Raw genomic sequence first — 12882 nt, forward strand, 5'->3', positions numbered from 1 at the left:
CGACACAGCGTAGCGGTAGCGATCTTCGTCCCCGCAGCCGATTCCCCCATCGGCCACCACGCCAGGCAAGATGGGGTCGTGACCCTCATCGACCAGTTGCCGCCGACCGCAGATCCCGACGCCCTCTACGAAGCCTTCGAGTCGTGGGCCCGGGAGCGCGGTCTCACGCTCTACCCCCATCAGGAGGAGGCGCTGATCGAGGTGGTCTCCGGTGCGAACGTGATCGTGTCGACGCCCACCGGCTCCGGCAAGAGCATGATCGCCGCCGGTGCGCACTTCGCCGCGCTGGCCCGGGACGAGGTCACCTTCTACACCGCCCCGATCAAGGCCCTGGTCTCGGAGAAGTTCTTCGAGCTGTGCAAGATGTTCGGCACCGAGAACGTCGGCATGCTGACCGGCGACGCGTCCGTCAACTCCGACGCCCCGATCATCTGCTGCACCGCGGAGGTCCTCGCGTCGATCGCGCTGCGGGACGGCAGGCACGCGGACGTCGGCCAGGTCGTCATGGACGAGTTCCACTTCTACGCGGAGGCGGACCGCGGCTGGGCCTGGCAGATCCCGATCCTGGAGCTGCCGCAGGCGCAGTTCATCCTGATGTCGGCCACGCTCGGCGACGTCGCGATGTTCGAGAAGGACCTCACCCGCCGCACCGGGCGCCCCACTTCGGTGGTCCGCTCGGCGACCCGGCCGGTGCCACTGTCCTACGAGTACAAGCTGACCCCGCTCACCGAGACGCTGACAGAGCTGCTGGAGACCAGGCAGGCGCCGGTCTACATCGTGCATTTCACCCAGGCGCAGGCCGTGGAGCGGGCGCAGGCGCTGATGAGCATCAACATGTGCTCGCGCGAGGAGAAGGACCAGATCGCCGAGCTGATCGGCAACTTCCGCTTCACCACCAAGTTCGGCCGCAACCTGTCCCGTTACGTACGGCACGGCATCGGTGTGCACCACGCCGGCATGCTGCCCAAGTACCGGCGCCTGGTGGAGAAGCTCGCGCAGGCGGGCCTGTTGAAGGTCATCTGCGGTACGGACACGCTCGGGGTGGGCGTCAACGTGCCCATCCGCACCGTGCTGTTCACGGCCCTGGCGAAGTACGACGGCATCCGGGTGCGCACGCTGCGCGCCCGTGAGTTCCACCAGATCGCGGGCCGCGCCGGACGGGCCGGTTTCGACACGGCGGGTCTGGTGGTCGCGCAGGCCCCCGAGCACGTCGTCGAGAACGAGAAGGCGCTCGCCAAGGCGGGCGACGACCCGAAGAAGCGCCGGAAGGTCGTCCGCAAGAAGGCGCCCGAGGGCTTCGTCGGCTGGTCGGACAGCACCTTCGAGAAGCTCATCACCTCCGAGCCGGAGCCGTTGACGTCCCGCTTCCGGGTCACGCACACGATGCTGCTGTCGGTGATCGCCCGTCCCGGCAACGCCTTCGACGCGATGCGGCATCTCCTGGAGGACAACCACGAGCCGCGCAAGCAGCAGTTGCGGCACATCCGGCGTGCGATCGCCATCTACCGCTCGCTCCTGGACGGCGGCATCGTCGAGAAGCTCGACACTCCGGATGCCGAGGGCCGCATCGTGCGTCTCACGGTCGATCTGCAGCAGGACTTCGCCCTCAACCAGCCGCTGTCGACGTTCGCGCTCGCCGCGTTCGAGCTGCTGGACCCCGAATCGCCGTCGTACGCGCTGGACATGGTGTCCGTGGTCGAGTCCACGCTGGACGACCCGCGGCAGATCCTGGCCGCCCAGCAGAACAAGGCGCGCGGCGAGGCCGTCGCCGCGATGAAGGCGGACGGCGTCGAGTACGAGGACCGCATGGAGCGCCTCCAGGACGTCAGCTACCCCAAGCCGCTGGAGGAGTTGCTCTTCCACGCGTACAACACGTACCGCAAGAGCCACCCGTGGGTCGGCGACCATCCGCTGTCCCCGAAGTCCGTGATCCGTGACATGTACGAACGGGCCATGTCCTTCACGGAGTTGACCTCGTACTACGAGCTGGCCCGTACGGAGGGCATCGTGCTGCGGTACCTCGCCAGCGCCTTCAAGGCCCTCGACCACACCGTCCCGGACGACCTCAAGTCCGAGGACCTGGAGGATCTGATCGCCTGGCTCGGCGAGATGGTGCGCCAGGTCGACTCCAGTCTGCTGGACGAGTGGGAGCAGCTGGCCAACCCGGCGGAGATGACCGCCGAGGAGGCGCAGGAGAAGGCCGACCAGGTCAAGCCGGTCACCGCGAACGCGCGTGCCTTCCGTGTCCTCGTCCGCAACGCGATGTTCCGCCGCGTCGAACTCGCCGCCCTCGACCATGTCGACGAGCTGGGCGAGCTGGACGCCGAGGCGGGCTGGGACGCTGACGCCTGGGGCGAGGCGATGGACAAGTACTGGGACGAGTACGAGGACCTCGGCACCGGCCCCGATGCCCGCGGGCCCAAGCTCCTGCTCATCGAGGAGGAGCCGCAGCACAACCTGTGGCGCGTTCGGCAGATTTTCGCCGACCCGAACGGCGATCATGACTGGGGCATCAGCGCGGAGATCGATCTCGCGGCCTCCGACACGGAGGGCCGTGCGGTCGTCCGTGTCACCGACGTCGGCCAGCTGTGAGCACAGGAGAATCCCACCCATGACGAACCCGGCAGAGCGGCTCGTCGACCTGCTCGACCTGGAGCAGATCGAGGTCAACATCTTCCGTGGCCGCAGCCCGCACGAGTCCCTGCAGCGGGTCTTCGGCGGCCAGGTGGCGGGCCAGGCGCTGGTCGCCGCGGGCCGCACCACGGAGGGCGACCGGCCCGTGCACTCGCTGCACGCGTACTTCCTGCGCCCGGGCCGGCCGGGCGTGCCGATCGTGTACCAGGTCGAGCGGGTGCGGGACGGGAGGTCGTTCACCACCCGTCGGGTCACCGGCGTGCAGCAGGGCCGCACGATCTTCAATCTCACCGCCTCCTTTCACAAGCCTGAGCAAGGTCCCTTCGAGCACCAGCTGCCGGCCCGCGAGGTCCCGGACCCGGAGTCCCTGCCGACGGTGTCGGAGGAGGTCCGGGCCCATCTGGGCGTGCTGCCCGAGCAGTTGGAGCGGATGGCACGCCGTCAGCCCTTCGACATCCGGTACGCGGACGGGCTGCGCTGGAGCGCCGAGGAGATCAAGGACGCCGAGCCGCGCAGCGCGGTGTGGATGCGCGCGGTCGGGCCGCTCGGCGACGATCCGCTGGTGCACACCTGCGCGCTGACGTACGCCAGCGACATGACGCTCCTGGACGCCGTCCGGATCCCCGTCGAACCCCTGTGGGGGCCGCGGAACTTCGACATGGCGTCGCTGGATCACGCCATGTGGTTCCACCGGCCGTTCCGCGCGGACGAGTGGTTCCTTTACGACCAGGAGTCCCCGATCGCGACGGGCGGCCGCGGTCTGGCCCGCGGGCGCATCTACGACCTGGAGGGACGCCTGCTCGTCTCGGTCGTCCAGGAAGGGCTGTTCAGAGCGCTGTAGCTGGTGGACGTGCGCGTCGGCTCACGCGCTTCTGCGGCGCAGCCAGCCCAACATGCCGCGTGATCGCTGGGGTTCCGGCGCCGGTTCCTGCTCCGGCGGGTGTTCGCTCAGGGCCGTCGGCGGTCCGACAGGTTCGGCGGTCGGCGGAGATCCAGCCGGTTCGCGGGTCGGTCGTGGTGCGGCCCGTTCGACGGTCGACCGTGGCGCGGTCGGTTCGGCTGCCGGTCGTGGCGCGGGACGGTGGCCGCGTGCCTCGCCCAGCACCTGGGCCAGATCCGCTCGCAGCCAGCTGATCTCGTCCGGGTCCTCCGCCGTCATGATCCGTTCGGCGAGGCGGGCGGCGGGCGAACCGGGAGCCCCGTGGGCGGGCGGGTCAGGCCGGAAGCGGTTCAAGTAGGCGCGCTCGTACGGGTCCTGGACGATCTCCGCGACCTGGACGGGATCGAGCAGCGCGGCCAGGGCGCCGGCGCGCTCCCACGGGCTGTCGGCCTGGCGGAGCAGGAACCCGAGATGCCGTCCGCGCCAGTTGCGGGGCCGTAGGTCCAGGCCCTCTTGCAGTTGGTCCCTCATTCCCTCGGGCGTGCGGCCGTTCAGCAGGGCGGTGTGGTTCTTGTCGGCCGCGAACTGCCGTAGTTCTTCGGCGAGATAGAGCCAGACGACGGCCCGATAGCGGTTGAGGTAGAACTTCACCGGCACCACCAGTCCCAGCCGGGCGAGGCGGGTGAACCTGGCGGAAGTGACCTGCATGAGGGCCGCGCCGTCCGTCGTGCCCACGGTCCTGACGCTTTCCAGAAGTGTTTCCGGGAAGCCGTCCGCCGAGCGCAGTCGGTCGATCTCGGCGTGGGTGACGCGTCGGCCGCCGCCTCCTTCGTCGGGCGCGGTGCGGATGCGTCCGAGATGTACGGCGAGGTCGAACTCGCCTCGCTTGAGCCCCAGTTCCCGTGCCGCGCGACTGGGCGTGCACGAGAGGTCGGACGGTTTGGTGATGGTGTTTCCTGCCATGGTCGATCTCCCCCGCGGAGTCCAATGCTCACGCTGTGTGCGCTTGCGATGAACAAACCGTAACCGGCTCGCCGGATCTCGTGGCAGGCCTGTGGATAACTCTGCGGAGGCCCGTGAAGTTGCAGGTCAGAGGTCCGTGACGGGGGTCCGCTCGGGCTGTCGGGCGTCCACGCCGAGATGCTCGCCGACGCGGTTGACGAGGAGGGTCATCTCGTAGGCGATCTGGCCGATGTCCGCGTCCGCGCCGCTGAGGACGCACAGACAGCTGCCGCTCCCCGCGGCGGTGACGAACAGGACGGCGTCGTCGAACTCGATCATCGTCTGCCGCACGCCGCCCGCGCCGAAGTGGCGTCCCGAACCCTTGGCCAGGCTGTGCAGTCCGGACGAGACGGCGGCGAGGTGTTCGGCGTCCTCGCGGCGCAGCCCCGTGCTCGCGCCCGTCACCAGTCCGTCGTTGGACAGGACCAGGGCGTGGCGTACGTGCTCGACGCGCTCGGTCAGATCGTCCAGCAGCCAGCTCAGTCCCTGGTTCTGTGCCATGTTCCGGCCTCCCCGTGTCGCCTCTCCCCCTGGCCGGAGGATCTCCCGTCAGCCTTCCCCACCTCCGTCGCCCGGGCAAGGAGGATAGGGGCATGGCACAGAAGATGACCGACGAGGAATGGCGGGCGTTCGTCTCGCACGGCACGCGCACGGGCAAGCTGTCGACCGTACGCGCCGATGGGAGCCCTCATGTGGCGCCGATCTGGTTCCTGCTGGACGGCGACGATGTGGTGTTCAACACCGCGAAGGAAACGGTAAAAGGGCGCAATCTTGCCCGTGACGGGCGAGTCGCCCTGTGCGTGGACGACGATCGGCCGCCGTTCGACTTCGTGGTGCTGCAGGGGCGCGCCGAGTTGTCGGAGGAGCCGGGCGAACTCCGGTACTGGGCAGCCCGGATCGGAGCCCGGTACATGGGCGAGGAGCGCGCCGAGGAGTTCGGTGCCCGCAACGGGGTGCCTGGCGAACTCCTCGTGCGCGTCACGGTCGAGAAGGTCCTGGCGCAGAAGGGCATTTCGGAGTGAGATGCCACGTCAGCCCACCGAGTCGAGCATCCGGGCGGTGTGCATCCGCCCGGCGTACTCGACGAGCCGGATCAGCACCTCCTTCCCCGAGTCGCGGTCACGGGCGTCGCAGAGGACCACGGGTGTCCCCTGGTCGAGGTCCAGCGCGCGGGAGACGTCGCGGGCGCCGTAACTCCGGGAGCCCGTGAAGCAGTTGACGGCCACCACGAACGGGATGTGCCGGTGCTCGAAGTAGTCGACCGCGGGGAAGCAGTCCTCAAGGCGCCGGGTGTCCGCGAGGACCACGGCCCCCAGGGCGCCCTGCGACAGTTCGTCCCACAGGAACCAGAAGCGGTCCTGGCCCGGTGTGCCGAACAGGTAGAGGGAGAGGCCGGACCGGATGGTGATGCGGCCGAAGTCCATGGCGACGGTCGTCGTGACCTTCTGGTCCACGCCGTCGGTGTCGTCCACCAACTGACCGGCCTCGCTGAGGAGTTCCTCGGTGCGCAGCGGCCTGATCTCGCTGACCGCGCCCACCATGGTGGTCTTGCCCACGCCGAATCCGCCGGCGACCAGGATCTTCAACGCCAGGGCGGTCGTCTCGCCGTCCTCGGCGTCGGAGTGCTCGGAGACCATCGATCACTTCTCTCGGGAGTGCCGGAAACGCTCGACGTCCATAGGTGTGCATCCTGGCAAGTACGGCCTCATCCTGGGCGGTTGGATCGCTATTTGCCCGATGTGACCGTCTCGCACCTGTTCGGTGTACGGAAGGGTGCGCAAGTCGGCGTCGTACGCGTTCGAGTGGTACTGAAGTTTCGTCACAGTGCCCGCAGTCCCTCGATGACCTCGCGCAGAATCCGTTCATCAGGAAGCTGCGCGGGCGGCACCGGACGGCTGACGATGACGCAGCCGAGTTCCAGGAGGTCGCCCAGGAGCACCCGGACCACTCCCAGCGGAAGGTCTGCTCCGGCGGCGAGTTCGGCGACGGACTGTGTTTCGGGGCGGCACAGGTCGACGAGGGCCCGGTGTTCCGGTCCGAGCCCGGTGTCGTCGTCGAAGCCGGGCGCGCCCGTATCCAGCGTGACGAGCGCGATCAGGTCGAAACGCACCCCCGTAGGACCCGGTTTGGTACGTCCGCCCGTCATCGCGTAGGGGCGGACGAGAGGCCCGGCTTCCTGGTCGTACCACTGGCTGCCCGGCTCGCGCTGGACGCCGGTCGTGTCTTCGGTCATCGGAGTGGATCGCCCTCTCGCCTCATCCGGCTGCGGGCGGCCGCGCACCGACGCGCGGCGGCGTGTAGAGGTGCTCGCCGACGCGCTTGACCAGCCGCGCCATCTCGTACGCCACCAGGCCTATGTCGGCCGTGACGGCTGTGAGGACGGCGAGGCAGGAACCGTGCCCGGCCGCTGCCACGAACAGGAATCCGTCGTCCATCTCCACCATGGTCTGCCGTACTCCGCCGGCTCCGAAGTGCCGTCCCGCGCCCTTGGCCAGGCTGTGGAATCCGGAGGCGACCGCGGCGAGGTGTTCGGCGTCCTCGCGCTTGAGGTCGGTCGACGCGCCGACGGCGAGGCCGTCGTTGGAGAGCACCACGACATGCCGTACTTCGCTCACGCGCAGCACCAAGTCGTCCAGCAGCCAGTCGAGTTCGCCGGACCGCTGGGCGGCCCTCATGCTCGGGTCCTGGATCACGCGGGGTCTCCTTCGCTGCTGTCGCTGCCCGTTGCGGGGCCTGGGGTGGCACCGCGGCCCGGTTGCCTGCCGCCGCCGCGCGTCCAGCCTTCGCGGTAGGCCGCCATCCGGTCCCGTACGACCTCCGGGGTGCGATGCTCGTCGCGCGGGGCCGCCGGCGCCTGTTCCCGTTCCGCGGTGGGCTGTTCGCGGAGCTGGGGGGCGAGATGTGCCTGGCGTACGCGGCGTGGGAGGTCGTCGTTCTCGTCGGTCCCTTCGGTGTCCTCGGGGGGACGGTGCAGTCGCAAGGTGGTGACTCCGGGGGGCGGGGTGTCGTTCGCCGACTCCGCGGCGGCCCGTGTGGAGACCGCCAGGGCGGGCCGGTCGGCCGAGGCGGCGACGGACTCCTGGTGCTGGGTCGCGGTGGGCACGCGCGCGTACTCGCGTTCCACGGCCCGCTCCCCGTCGTCGACCGCCGCGCGCGGGGCACGTTCCGCGGCGCCGCCGTGCAGCAGCGCCGTCGGCAGCAGGACGACCGCCGTCGTTCCGCCGTAGGGCGAGGTCCGCAGGTGGACCTTGATGCCGTGGCGGGCGGCGAGCCTGCTGACCACGAAAAGGCCGAGCCGGTCGCTGTCGAAGAGGTCGAGGGCCTCGGACTGTTCGATGCGGCGGTTGGCGTCACCCAGGGACTCCGTGCCCATGCCGAGGCCCCGGTCCTCGACCTCTACGGCGTAGCCGTTGCCGACGGGTTCGCCGGTGACCCGCACGCGTGTGTGCGGCGGCGAGAACTGGGCCGCGTTCTCCACGATCTCGGCCAGCAGGTGCGTGAGGTCGGCGACGGCGGCGCCGACGACGGACGCCTCGGGGAGTTGGCGTACCTCCACGCGCGCGTAGTCCTCGACCTCGGAGACTGCCGCGCGGACGACGTTGGTCAGCGAGACCGGCATGCGCCAGGCCCGCCCGGGTGCCGCGCCGGAGAGGATGATCAGGCTCTCGGCGTGCCGTCGCATACGGGTGGTGAGGTGGTCGAGGCGGAACAGGTCGCTCAGTTCGTTCGGGTCCTCGGAGCGGCGCTCCATGCGGTCCAGCAGGCTGAGTTGACGGTGCACCAGGACCTGGCTGCGGCGGGCGAGGTTGACGAAGACCCCGGAGATGCCGCTGGCGAGTTCGGCACGTTCGACGGCGGCCCGCAGAGCCGCGCGGTGCACGGTGCTCAGGGCCTCGACGACCTGTCCGATCTCGTCCTCCGCGGGCGACCCGGGCGGGGCCTCCGCCCTGATGTCGATCTCCTCCCCCGCGCGCAGTCTCCGCATGGCCTCGGGAAGCTTGTGGCGGGCGATCCCCAGGGCGTCGTTGCGCAGGCTCACGAGTTCGACGACGAGGCCGCGTCCGATGCGCACCGAGATGACGAGCGACGCGATGACGGCGGCGAGTCCGAGCAGGACCGCGGCACCGGCGGAGGTGAGCAGCCCTCGGGTGAACGGATCGGCGCGGTGGGCGACCCCGCTGCCCGCCTCCGACTCGATGCTGCGCATGCCGTCCTGTACGCGTGTGTGGGCGTTGTTCCAGGTGGTCTCCGGAGCCGCGGCGATCGCCCTGGTGGCCGAGTCGGTGGCGAGGACCTTGTCCTCGACGGTGCCGATCGCACCGTAGGCGCTGGTGTCGGCGAGGTGCTGCCAGGCGGCGCGTTCGGAGCCGCGCAGGTCCTCGACGGCGGAGTCGGTGAGGGTGCGTCGGGTGTCGACGGCCCCGGTGAACAGCCTCAGCCGCTCCCCGTCGAGCCTGCCGTCGAGACGGGCGCCGGCGAGCATCACGTCCTCCTGGGACAGTGATTCCCCGGCGCGGGAGAACTCCAGGAGCACGCGCGCGTCGGATCCGAGGTCGGCGTCCTGGATCCCGGTGAGCGCCCCGCCCACGGCGAAGGCTGTCGCGATGGTCTTCGTGTACTGCCCGTAGGTCTCGTCCCATCCCGCGCGGTGGCCGAGCACGTCGGTCCGCAGTGAGCGCAGTTGCTCGGCTCCGGTGACGAAGGTCTTCAGTCGGCGGGAGACCCCGGAGGGCAGTTCCTCGCCGTCGGCGACGGTGTTGTCGTCGCCGAGCCGCAACCGGGCGACCGCCCGGTCCGTGCTCGCCGCGAGCTTCTTCAGGTCTCCGCTCTGCTCGGCCTCGGGGTCGGTCGCGTAGCGCACGGCGGCCGACCGCTCGGCCTGCAGCGCCACCACGGCGTCCGCGACGGGGCTGCGCACCGCGGAGTCCACGCGCTGCAACTGCCGTAGCCGGGAGACGTCCTGGGCGGTGCTGACGGTGGCGTACGCCCACAGGGCGAGCAGGGAGACGACCGGCACCATCAGGAGGCAGACGATCTTGGCTCGTACGGTGCGGGGGCGCATCCGCCATCGTCCCGCGCGCGGGGGTATGTCCTCCGACGAGGCGTCCAGGAGATCGTCGAAGAGTTCGTCGGCGGGTGGTCCGGCGTGCGCGCGACGACCGCGCACGGGCGGCGCCTCGGCGCCGGCTCTCGGGGTCCTACGGGGGGTACGCATGGCCTCCTCGCTCGGAAGTGGTTCTCAGGGGCGTGCTGCACGGGCCGGACTAGCGGGCGACGCTCTCGACCGGCCGCTGGGCCGAGGCGGTGGCCTCGCGTTCTCCCGTGGTCGGCGACAGTGCGACGAACGCCGAGGTCAGGAACAGGTAGGACCCGAGGCCCACGGCGAGGGGGAAGATGAACTGCATCGCCGTGGCGCCGGGAAGGACCGCTCCGGAAGGCGTGACGTGCACGCGCACCGCGAACATGCCGGTGTAGTGCATGCTGCTGACGGCCGCTCCCATGACGAGGGAGGCAACGGTGACCGCCACGGGCGACTTGATGTTGAGGGCCGCCCACAGGGCCGCGGTCGCCGCGACGACGGCGATCAGCACGGAGAGCCCGACGAGCATCGGGTCGTAGCTCACGTCTCCGTGCAACCGCATCGCCGCCATGCCCAGGTAGTGCATGCTCGCGACGCCCAGTCCGGTGGTGAGGCCGCCGAGGAAGAGCGCGCGGCCCCGGTCGCGGCCGTAGCCGACCGCGAAGACGCCCGCGCAGACGACGACCATGGCGACGAGGAGGCTGAGCATGGTCAGTGGCACGTCGTAGCGGATGTCGGTGCCGCTGACGCCGAAGCCGAGCATGGCCACGAAGTGCATGGTCCAGATGCCGGTGCCGAGTGCCGAGGCCGCGGTGATGAGCCAGTTGCGGCGCGAGCGGCCGGTGGCGCCGAGCGCGCGGACGGTGCAGCGCAGCCCGAGTGCGGAGCCCATGCAGGCCATCACGTATGACAGCACGGGGGTCAGCCAGCCGAAGGTGGCGTGGTCCAGGTGTCCCATGACCAGGGGACGCTAGTGGGGGCACGGGTGCACAAAGGGGGCGCATTTCGAAAGGTGTTGCAATCTGACGCGGAGAGGTGCCTGAACGACCGCGTCACGCTCGAACATGCGCACCGAAGCGTCATCCGTGTCGGTGAGGGATCATGCGGAACATGAGCGACGACCACACACATGTCCAGGAGTTCTTCGGTGCGCGCGCCTCCGACTGGGACAGCCGCTTTCCCGACGACGGCCCCGCCTACGTCGCCGCGGTCGCCGAACTCGGGCTGCGCTCAGGAGACGGGGTGCTCGACGCGGGCTGCGGGACGGGACGCGCGCTGCCGCCGCTCCGTGCGGCCGTGGGGCACTCCGGAGTGGTGGTCGGGGCCGATCTGACCCCGGCCATGCTGGAGGCCGCCGTACGAGCCGGACGGGGCCGTGACGGGCTCCTGCTGCTCGCCGACGTCGCCGCGCTGCCGCTGCGGTCGGAATCGCTCGACGCCGTGTTCGCGGCGGGCCTGATCGCTCATCTGGCCCGACCCGAGGAGAATCTGCGGGAGTTGGCGCGCGTGGTGCGCCCCGGCGGCAAGCTGGCCCTGTTCCATCCGATCGGCCGGGCGGCGCTCGCGGCGCGTCAGGGGCGGCAGATCACGCCGGACGACCTGCGCGCGGAGGCCAATCTCCGTCCACTGCTGGCCGGTTCGGGGTGGCGCATGACGTCGTACGCCGACGAGGACAACCATTTCCTGGCGCTGGCCGTGCGCGAGCACTGAGAACCCGTCTTTGAACCTCGGTCGATCTCGTACATGCGCCCAGCTGGAGACCTACGGGACGGCCCGCGCGCACGCGCTGCTCACCGAGGTCCGCCGCCTGATCACCGGCACCATTGCCCCGCACGCCGCCCTGGACCCGGAGGACAAGCGGGTGCGGCACATCGTCGCCCAGCTCAACTCCGTCGAGTCCACCCTTGACCTGATCGCCTGAGAGAAGCGGAAGGCGGACGTCATGCGCCGGCGACACTGTCCCTCGGACACGGCGGACCTCGAATGGGCCCTGGTCGAGCCGTTGCTGCCGGTGCCGGCCTGCCAGACCCCAGCGGCGGCAGGCCGGAGGCCCACCCACGTCAGGAGATCGTCGACGCCCTGCGCCATCTCGTCGGCACCGGCTCCAAATGGGCCGCGCTGCCGCAGGATTACCCGCCCCTCAAGACGGTGTTCGGCCTCTTCGTCCGCTGGTCCGCCGCGGGCGATCAAGACTGAGAACAGGCCCTAGGCGCCAAGGGCTTCGTGATCTTGCCGAGGCGTGGGTGGTGGAGAGGACACTGGCTTGGTTGTCGCATGCGCGTCGGAATGCGCGCGACTGCGAGACCCGGCCTGAGCACTCCGAGGCGATGCTTACCCTCGCCTCGATCACGCTTATGACCCGCAGGCTCACCCGGCCCGCCGTCGAGCCCAACGCATCCCTGCCCCCATCTGCCGAACCCGTCCACGCTGCTTGAGGGGTCCCAGGCATGCCGACCAAGCCTGGTGCCGGCGTGTTTGCCTGGGTCATGCACCCAGATCCTCCGTCACGGGCAGGCACTCGGCGAGCAGGTCGACGACGTCGCGCCAGGCTCGCTGCGCGTGCCGCGGGTGGTGGCCGACGCCGGGGACCGTGGGGTGGTCGACCGGCGGATGGTGGAAGGCGTGCAGGGCGCCGCCGTAGACCGTCAGGCGCCAGTCGACGCCCGCGGCCTGCATCTCAGCGGTGAACGCCTCACGTTGCGCGGCCGGCATGATCGGGTCTTCCGACCCGACCCCGGCCCACACCGGGCAGCGAATGCGCGCTGCCTCGCCAGGTCGGCCCGTGGTCAGTGCGTTGACTGTCCCGATCGCGCGCAGGTTGACGCCGTCGCGCCCGAGTTCCAGCCCGACGGCGCCCCCGGTGCCGTAGCCGACGGCGGCGATCCGGTCGGAATCGGTCCGCGGTTCGGTGCGCAACACGTCGAGCGCCGCATGGCCGATACTCCGCATCCGGCCGGGATCGGAGAGCAGTGGCATGCAACGGGCCAGCATCTCCTCGGGGTCGCTCAAATAGCGCCCGCCGTGGAGGTCGAAGGCCAGCGCTATGTATCCCAGCTCGGCGAGAGCTTCGGCCCGGCGGCGCTCGACGTCGCTGAGCCCCATGCCCTCTGGTCCGAGCAGCACTGCGGGCCGACGGTCGACACCGGCCGGGAGCGCGAGGTGCCCGGTCATCGTCAGACCGTCGGCCGGGTACTCGACCGTACGCGTCGTAATCGTCGTCATGAGACTGGACTGTAGTGATCGTCGAGCCCGGTCCGGCCGCTGTTCTGCCCCTGGCAGAGCACGC

Annotated in this window: 13 protein-coding genes and 1 pseudogene; 6 read left to right on the forward strand and 8 right to left on the reverse strand. The window is 70.2% G+C overall.

The features are described from left to right. Positions 1–78: 78 nt before the first annotated feature. A complete protein-coding gene (locus ACGFY9_RS12155) occupies positions 79–2592 on the forward strand; it encodes a DUF3516 domain-containing protein (protein WP_393753631.1) in 2514 nt (837 codons plus the stop codon). Positions 2593–2611: 19 nt separating this feature from the next. After that, a complete protein-coding gene (locus tag ACGFY9_RS12160) occupies positions 2612–3475 on the forward strand; it encodes an acyl-CoA thioesterase II (RefSeq protein ID WP_327405782.1) in 864 nt (287 codons plus the stop codon). A 21-nt stretch (positions 3476–3496) separates the two neighbouring features. Here ACGFY9_RS12160 and ACGFY9_RS12165 read toward each other — a convergent pair whose 3' ends face one another. Both ACGFY9_RS12165 and ACGFY9_RS12170 read right to left on the reverse strand, forming a co-directional pair. Continuing rightward, positions 3497–4477, reverse strand: a complete 981-nt coding sequence (locus ACGFY9_RS12165; protein WP_393753632.1) for a DUF6397 family protein — start codon at positions 4475–4477, stop codon at positions 3497–3499. A 126-nt stretch (positions 4478–4603) separates the two neighbouring features. Beyond that, on the reverse strand, positions 4604–5017 hold the full coding sequence (locus ACGFY9_RS12170) for a roadblock/LC7 domain-containing protein (RefSeq protein WP_019062680.1): 414 nt from the start codon (positions 5015–5017) through the stop codon (positions 4604–4606). Positions 5018–5109: 92 nt separating this feature from the next. On the opposite strand from ACGFY9_RS12170, the gene ACGFY9_RS12175 reads away from it, so the two are divergent. After that, positions 5110–5538: a PPOX class F420-dependent oxidoreductase gene (locus ACGFY9_RS12175; RefSeq protein WP_393753633.1), complete on the forward strand. Its 429-nt coding sequence runs from the start codon at positions 5110–5112 to the stop codon at positions 5536–5538. A gap of 9 nt (positions 5539–5547) precedes the next feature. On the opposite strand, the gene ACGFY9_RS12180 is transcribed toward ACGFY9_RS12175, so the two are convergent. The 5 genes from ACGFY9_RS12180 to ACGFY9_RS12200 form a co-directional block, all read right to left on the reverse strand. Continuing rightward, on the reverse strand, positions 5548–6153 hold the full coding sequence (locus ACGFY9_RS12180; RefSeq protein ID WP_393753634.1) for an ATP/GTP-binding protein: 606 nt from the start codon (positions 6151–6153) through the stop codon (positions 5548–5550). 182 nt (positions 6154–6335) lie between these two features. After that, a complete protein-coding gene (locus tag ACGFY9_RS12185) occupies positions 6336–6749 on the reverse strand; it encodes a DUF742 domain-containing protein (RefSeq protein ID WP_393753635.1) in 414 nt (137 codons plus the stop codon). A gap of 22 nt (positions 6750–6771) precedes the next feature. After that, positions 6772–7209 (reverse strand): roadblock/LC7 domain-containing protein, encoded by a 438-nt coding sequence (locus ACGFY9_RS12190; RefSeq protein ID WP_393753636.1) that lies wholly within the window; start codon positions 7207–7209, stop codon positions 6772–6774. Then, positions 7206–9731, reverse strand: coding sequence for a nitrate- and nitrite sensing domain-containing protein (locus ACGFY9_RS12195; RefSeq protein WP_393753637.1), 2526 nt, complete (start codon positions 9729–9731; stop codon positions 7206–7208). The genes ACGFY9_RS12190 and ACGFY9_RS12195 overlap by 4 nt, the downstream gene beginning before the upstream one ends. 49 nt (positions 9732–9780) lie before the next feature. Next, on the reverse strand, positions 9781–10554 hold the full coding sequence (locus ACGFY9_RS12200) for an MHYT domain-containing protein (protein WP_393753638.1): 774 nt from the start codon (positions 10552–10554) through the stop codon (positions 9781–9783). A 152-nt stretch (positions 10555–10706) separates the two neighbouring features. On the opposite strand from ACGFY9_RS12200, the gene ACGFY9_RS12205 reads away from it, so the two are divergent. From ACGFY9_RS12205 to ACGFY9_RS12215, 3 genes and pseudogenes are all read left to right on the forward strand, one after another. Next, entirely contained in the window at positions 10707–11306 is a 600-nt protein-coding gene (locus ACGFY9_RS12205) for a class I SAM-dependent methyltransferase (protein WP_393753639.1), read from the forward strand. Between the two features lie 10 nt (positions 11307–11316). Further along, complete coding sequence (locus ACGFY9_RS12210; RefSeq protein ID WP_393753640.1) at positions 11317–11517, forward strand: hypothetical protein; 201 nt, start codon at positions 11317–11319, stop codon at positions 11515–11517. A gap of 21 nt (positions 11518–11538) precedes the next feature. Further along, positions 11539–11971 (forward strand): annotated as a pseudogene (locus ACGFY9_RS12215) (transposase); the annotation flags it as partial. Between the two features lie 109 nt (positions 11972–12080). Here the strand turns inward: ACGFY9_RS12215 and ACGFY9_RS12220 are convergent. Beyond that, positions 12081–12818 (reverse strand): dienelactone hydrolase family protein, encoded by a 738-nt coding sequence (locus ACGFY9_RS12220; protein ID WP_393753641.1) that lies wholly within the window; start codon positions 12816–12818, stop codon positions 12081–12083. Between the last annotated feature and the right edge of the window lie 64 nt (positions 12819–12882).

This window comes from Streptomyces sp. NPDC048504, from assembly GCF_043200035.1.
In the GTDB taxonomy this organism is placed as follows: domain Bacteria; phylum Actinomycetota; class Actinomycetes; order Streptomycetales; family Streptomycetaceae; genus Streptomyces.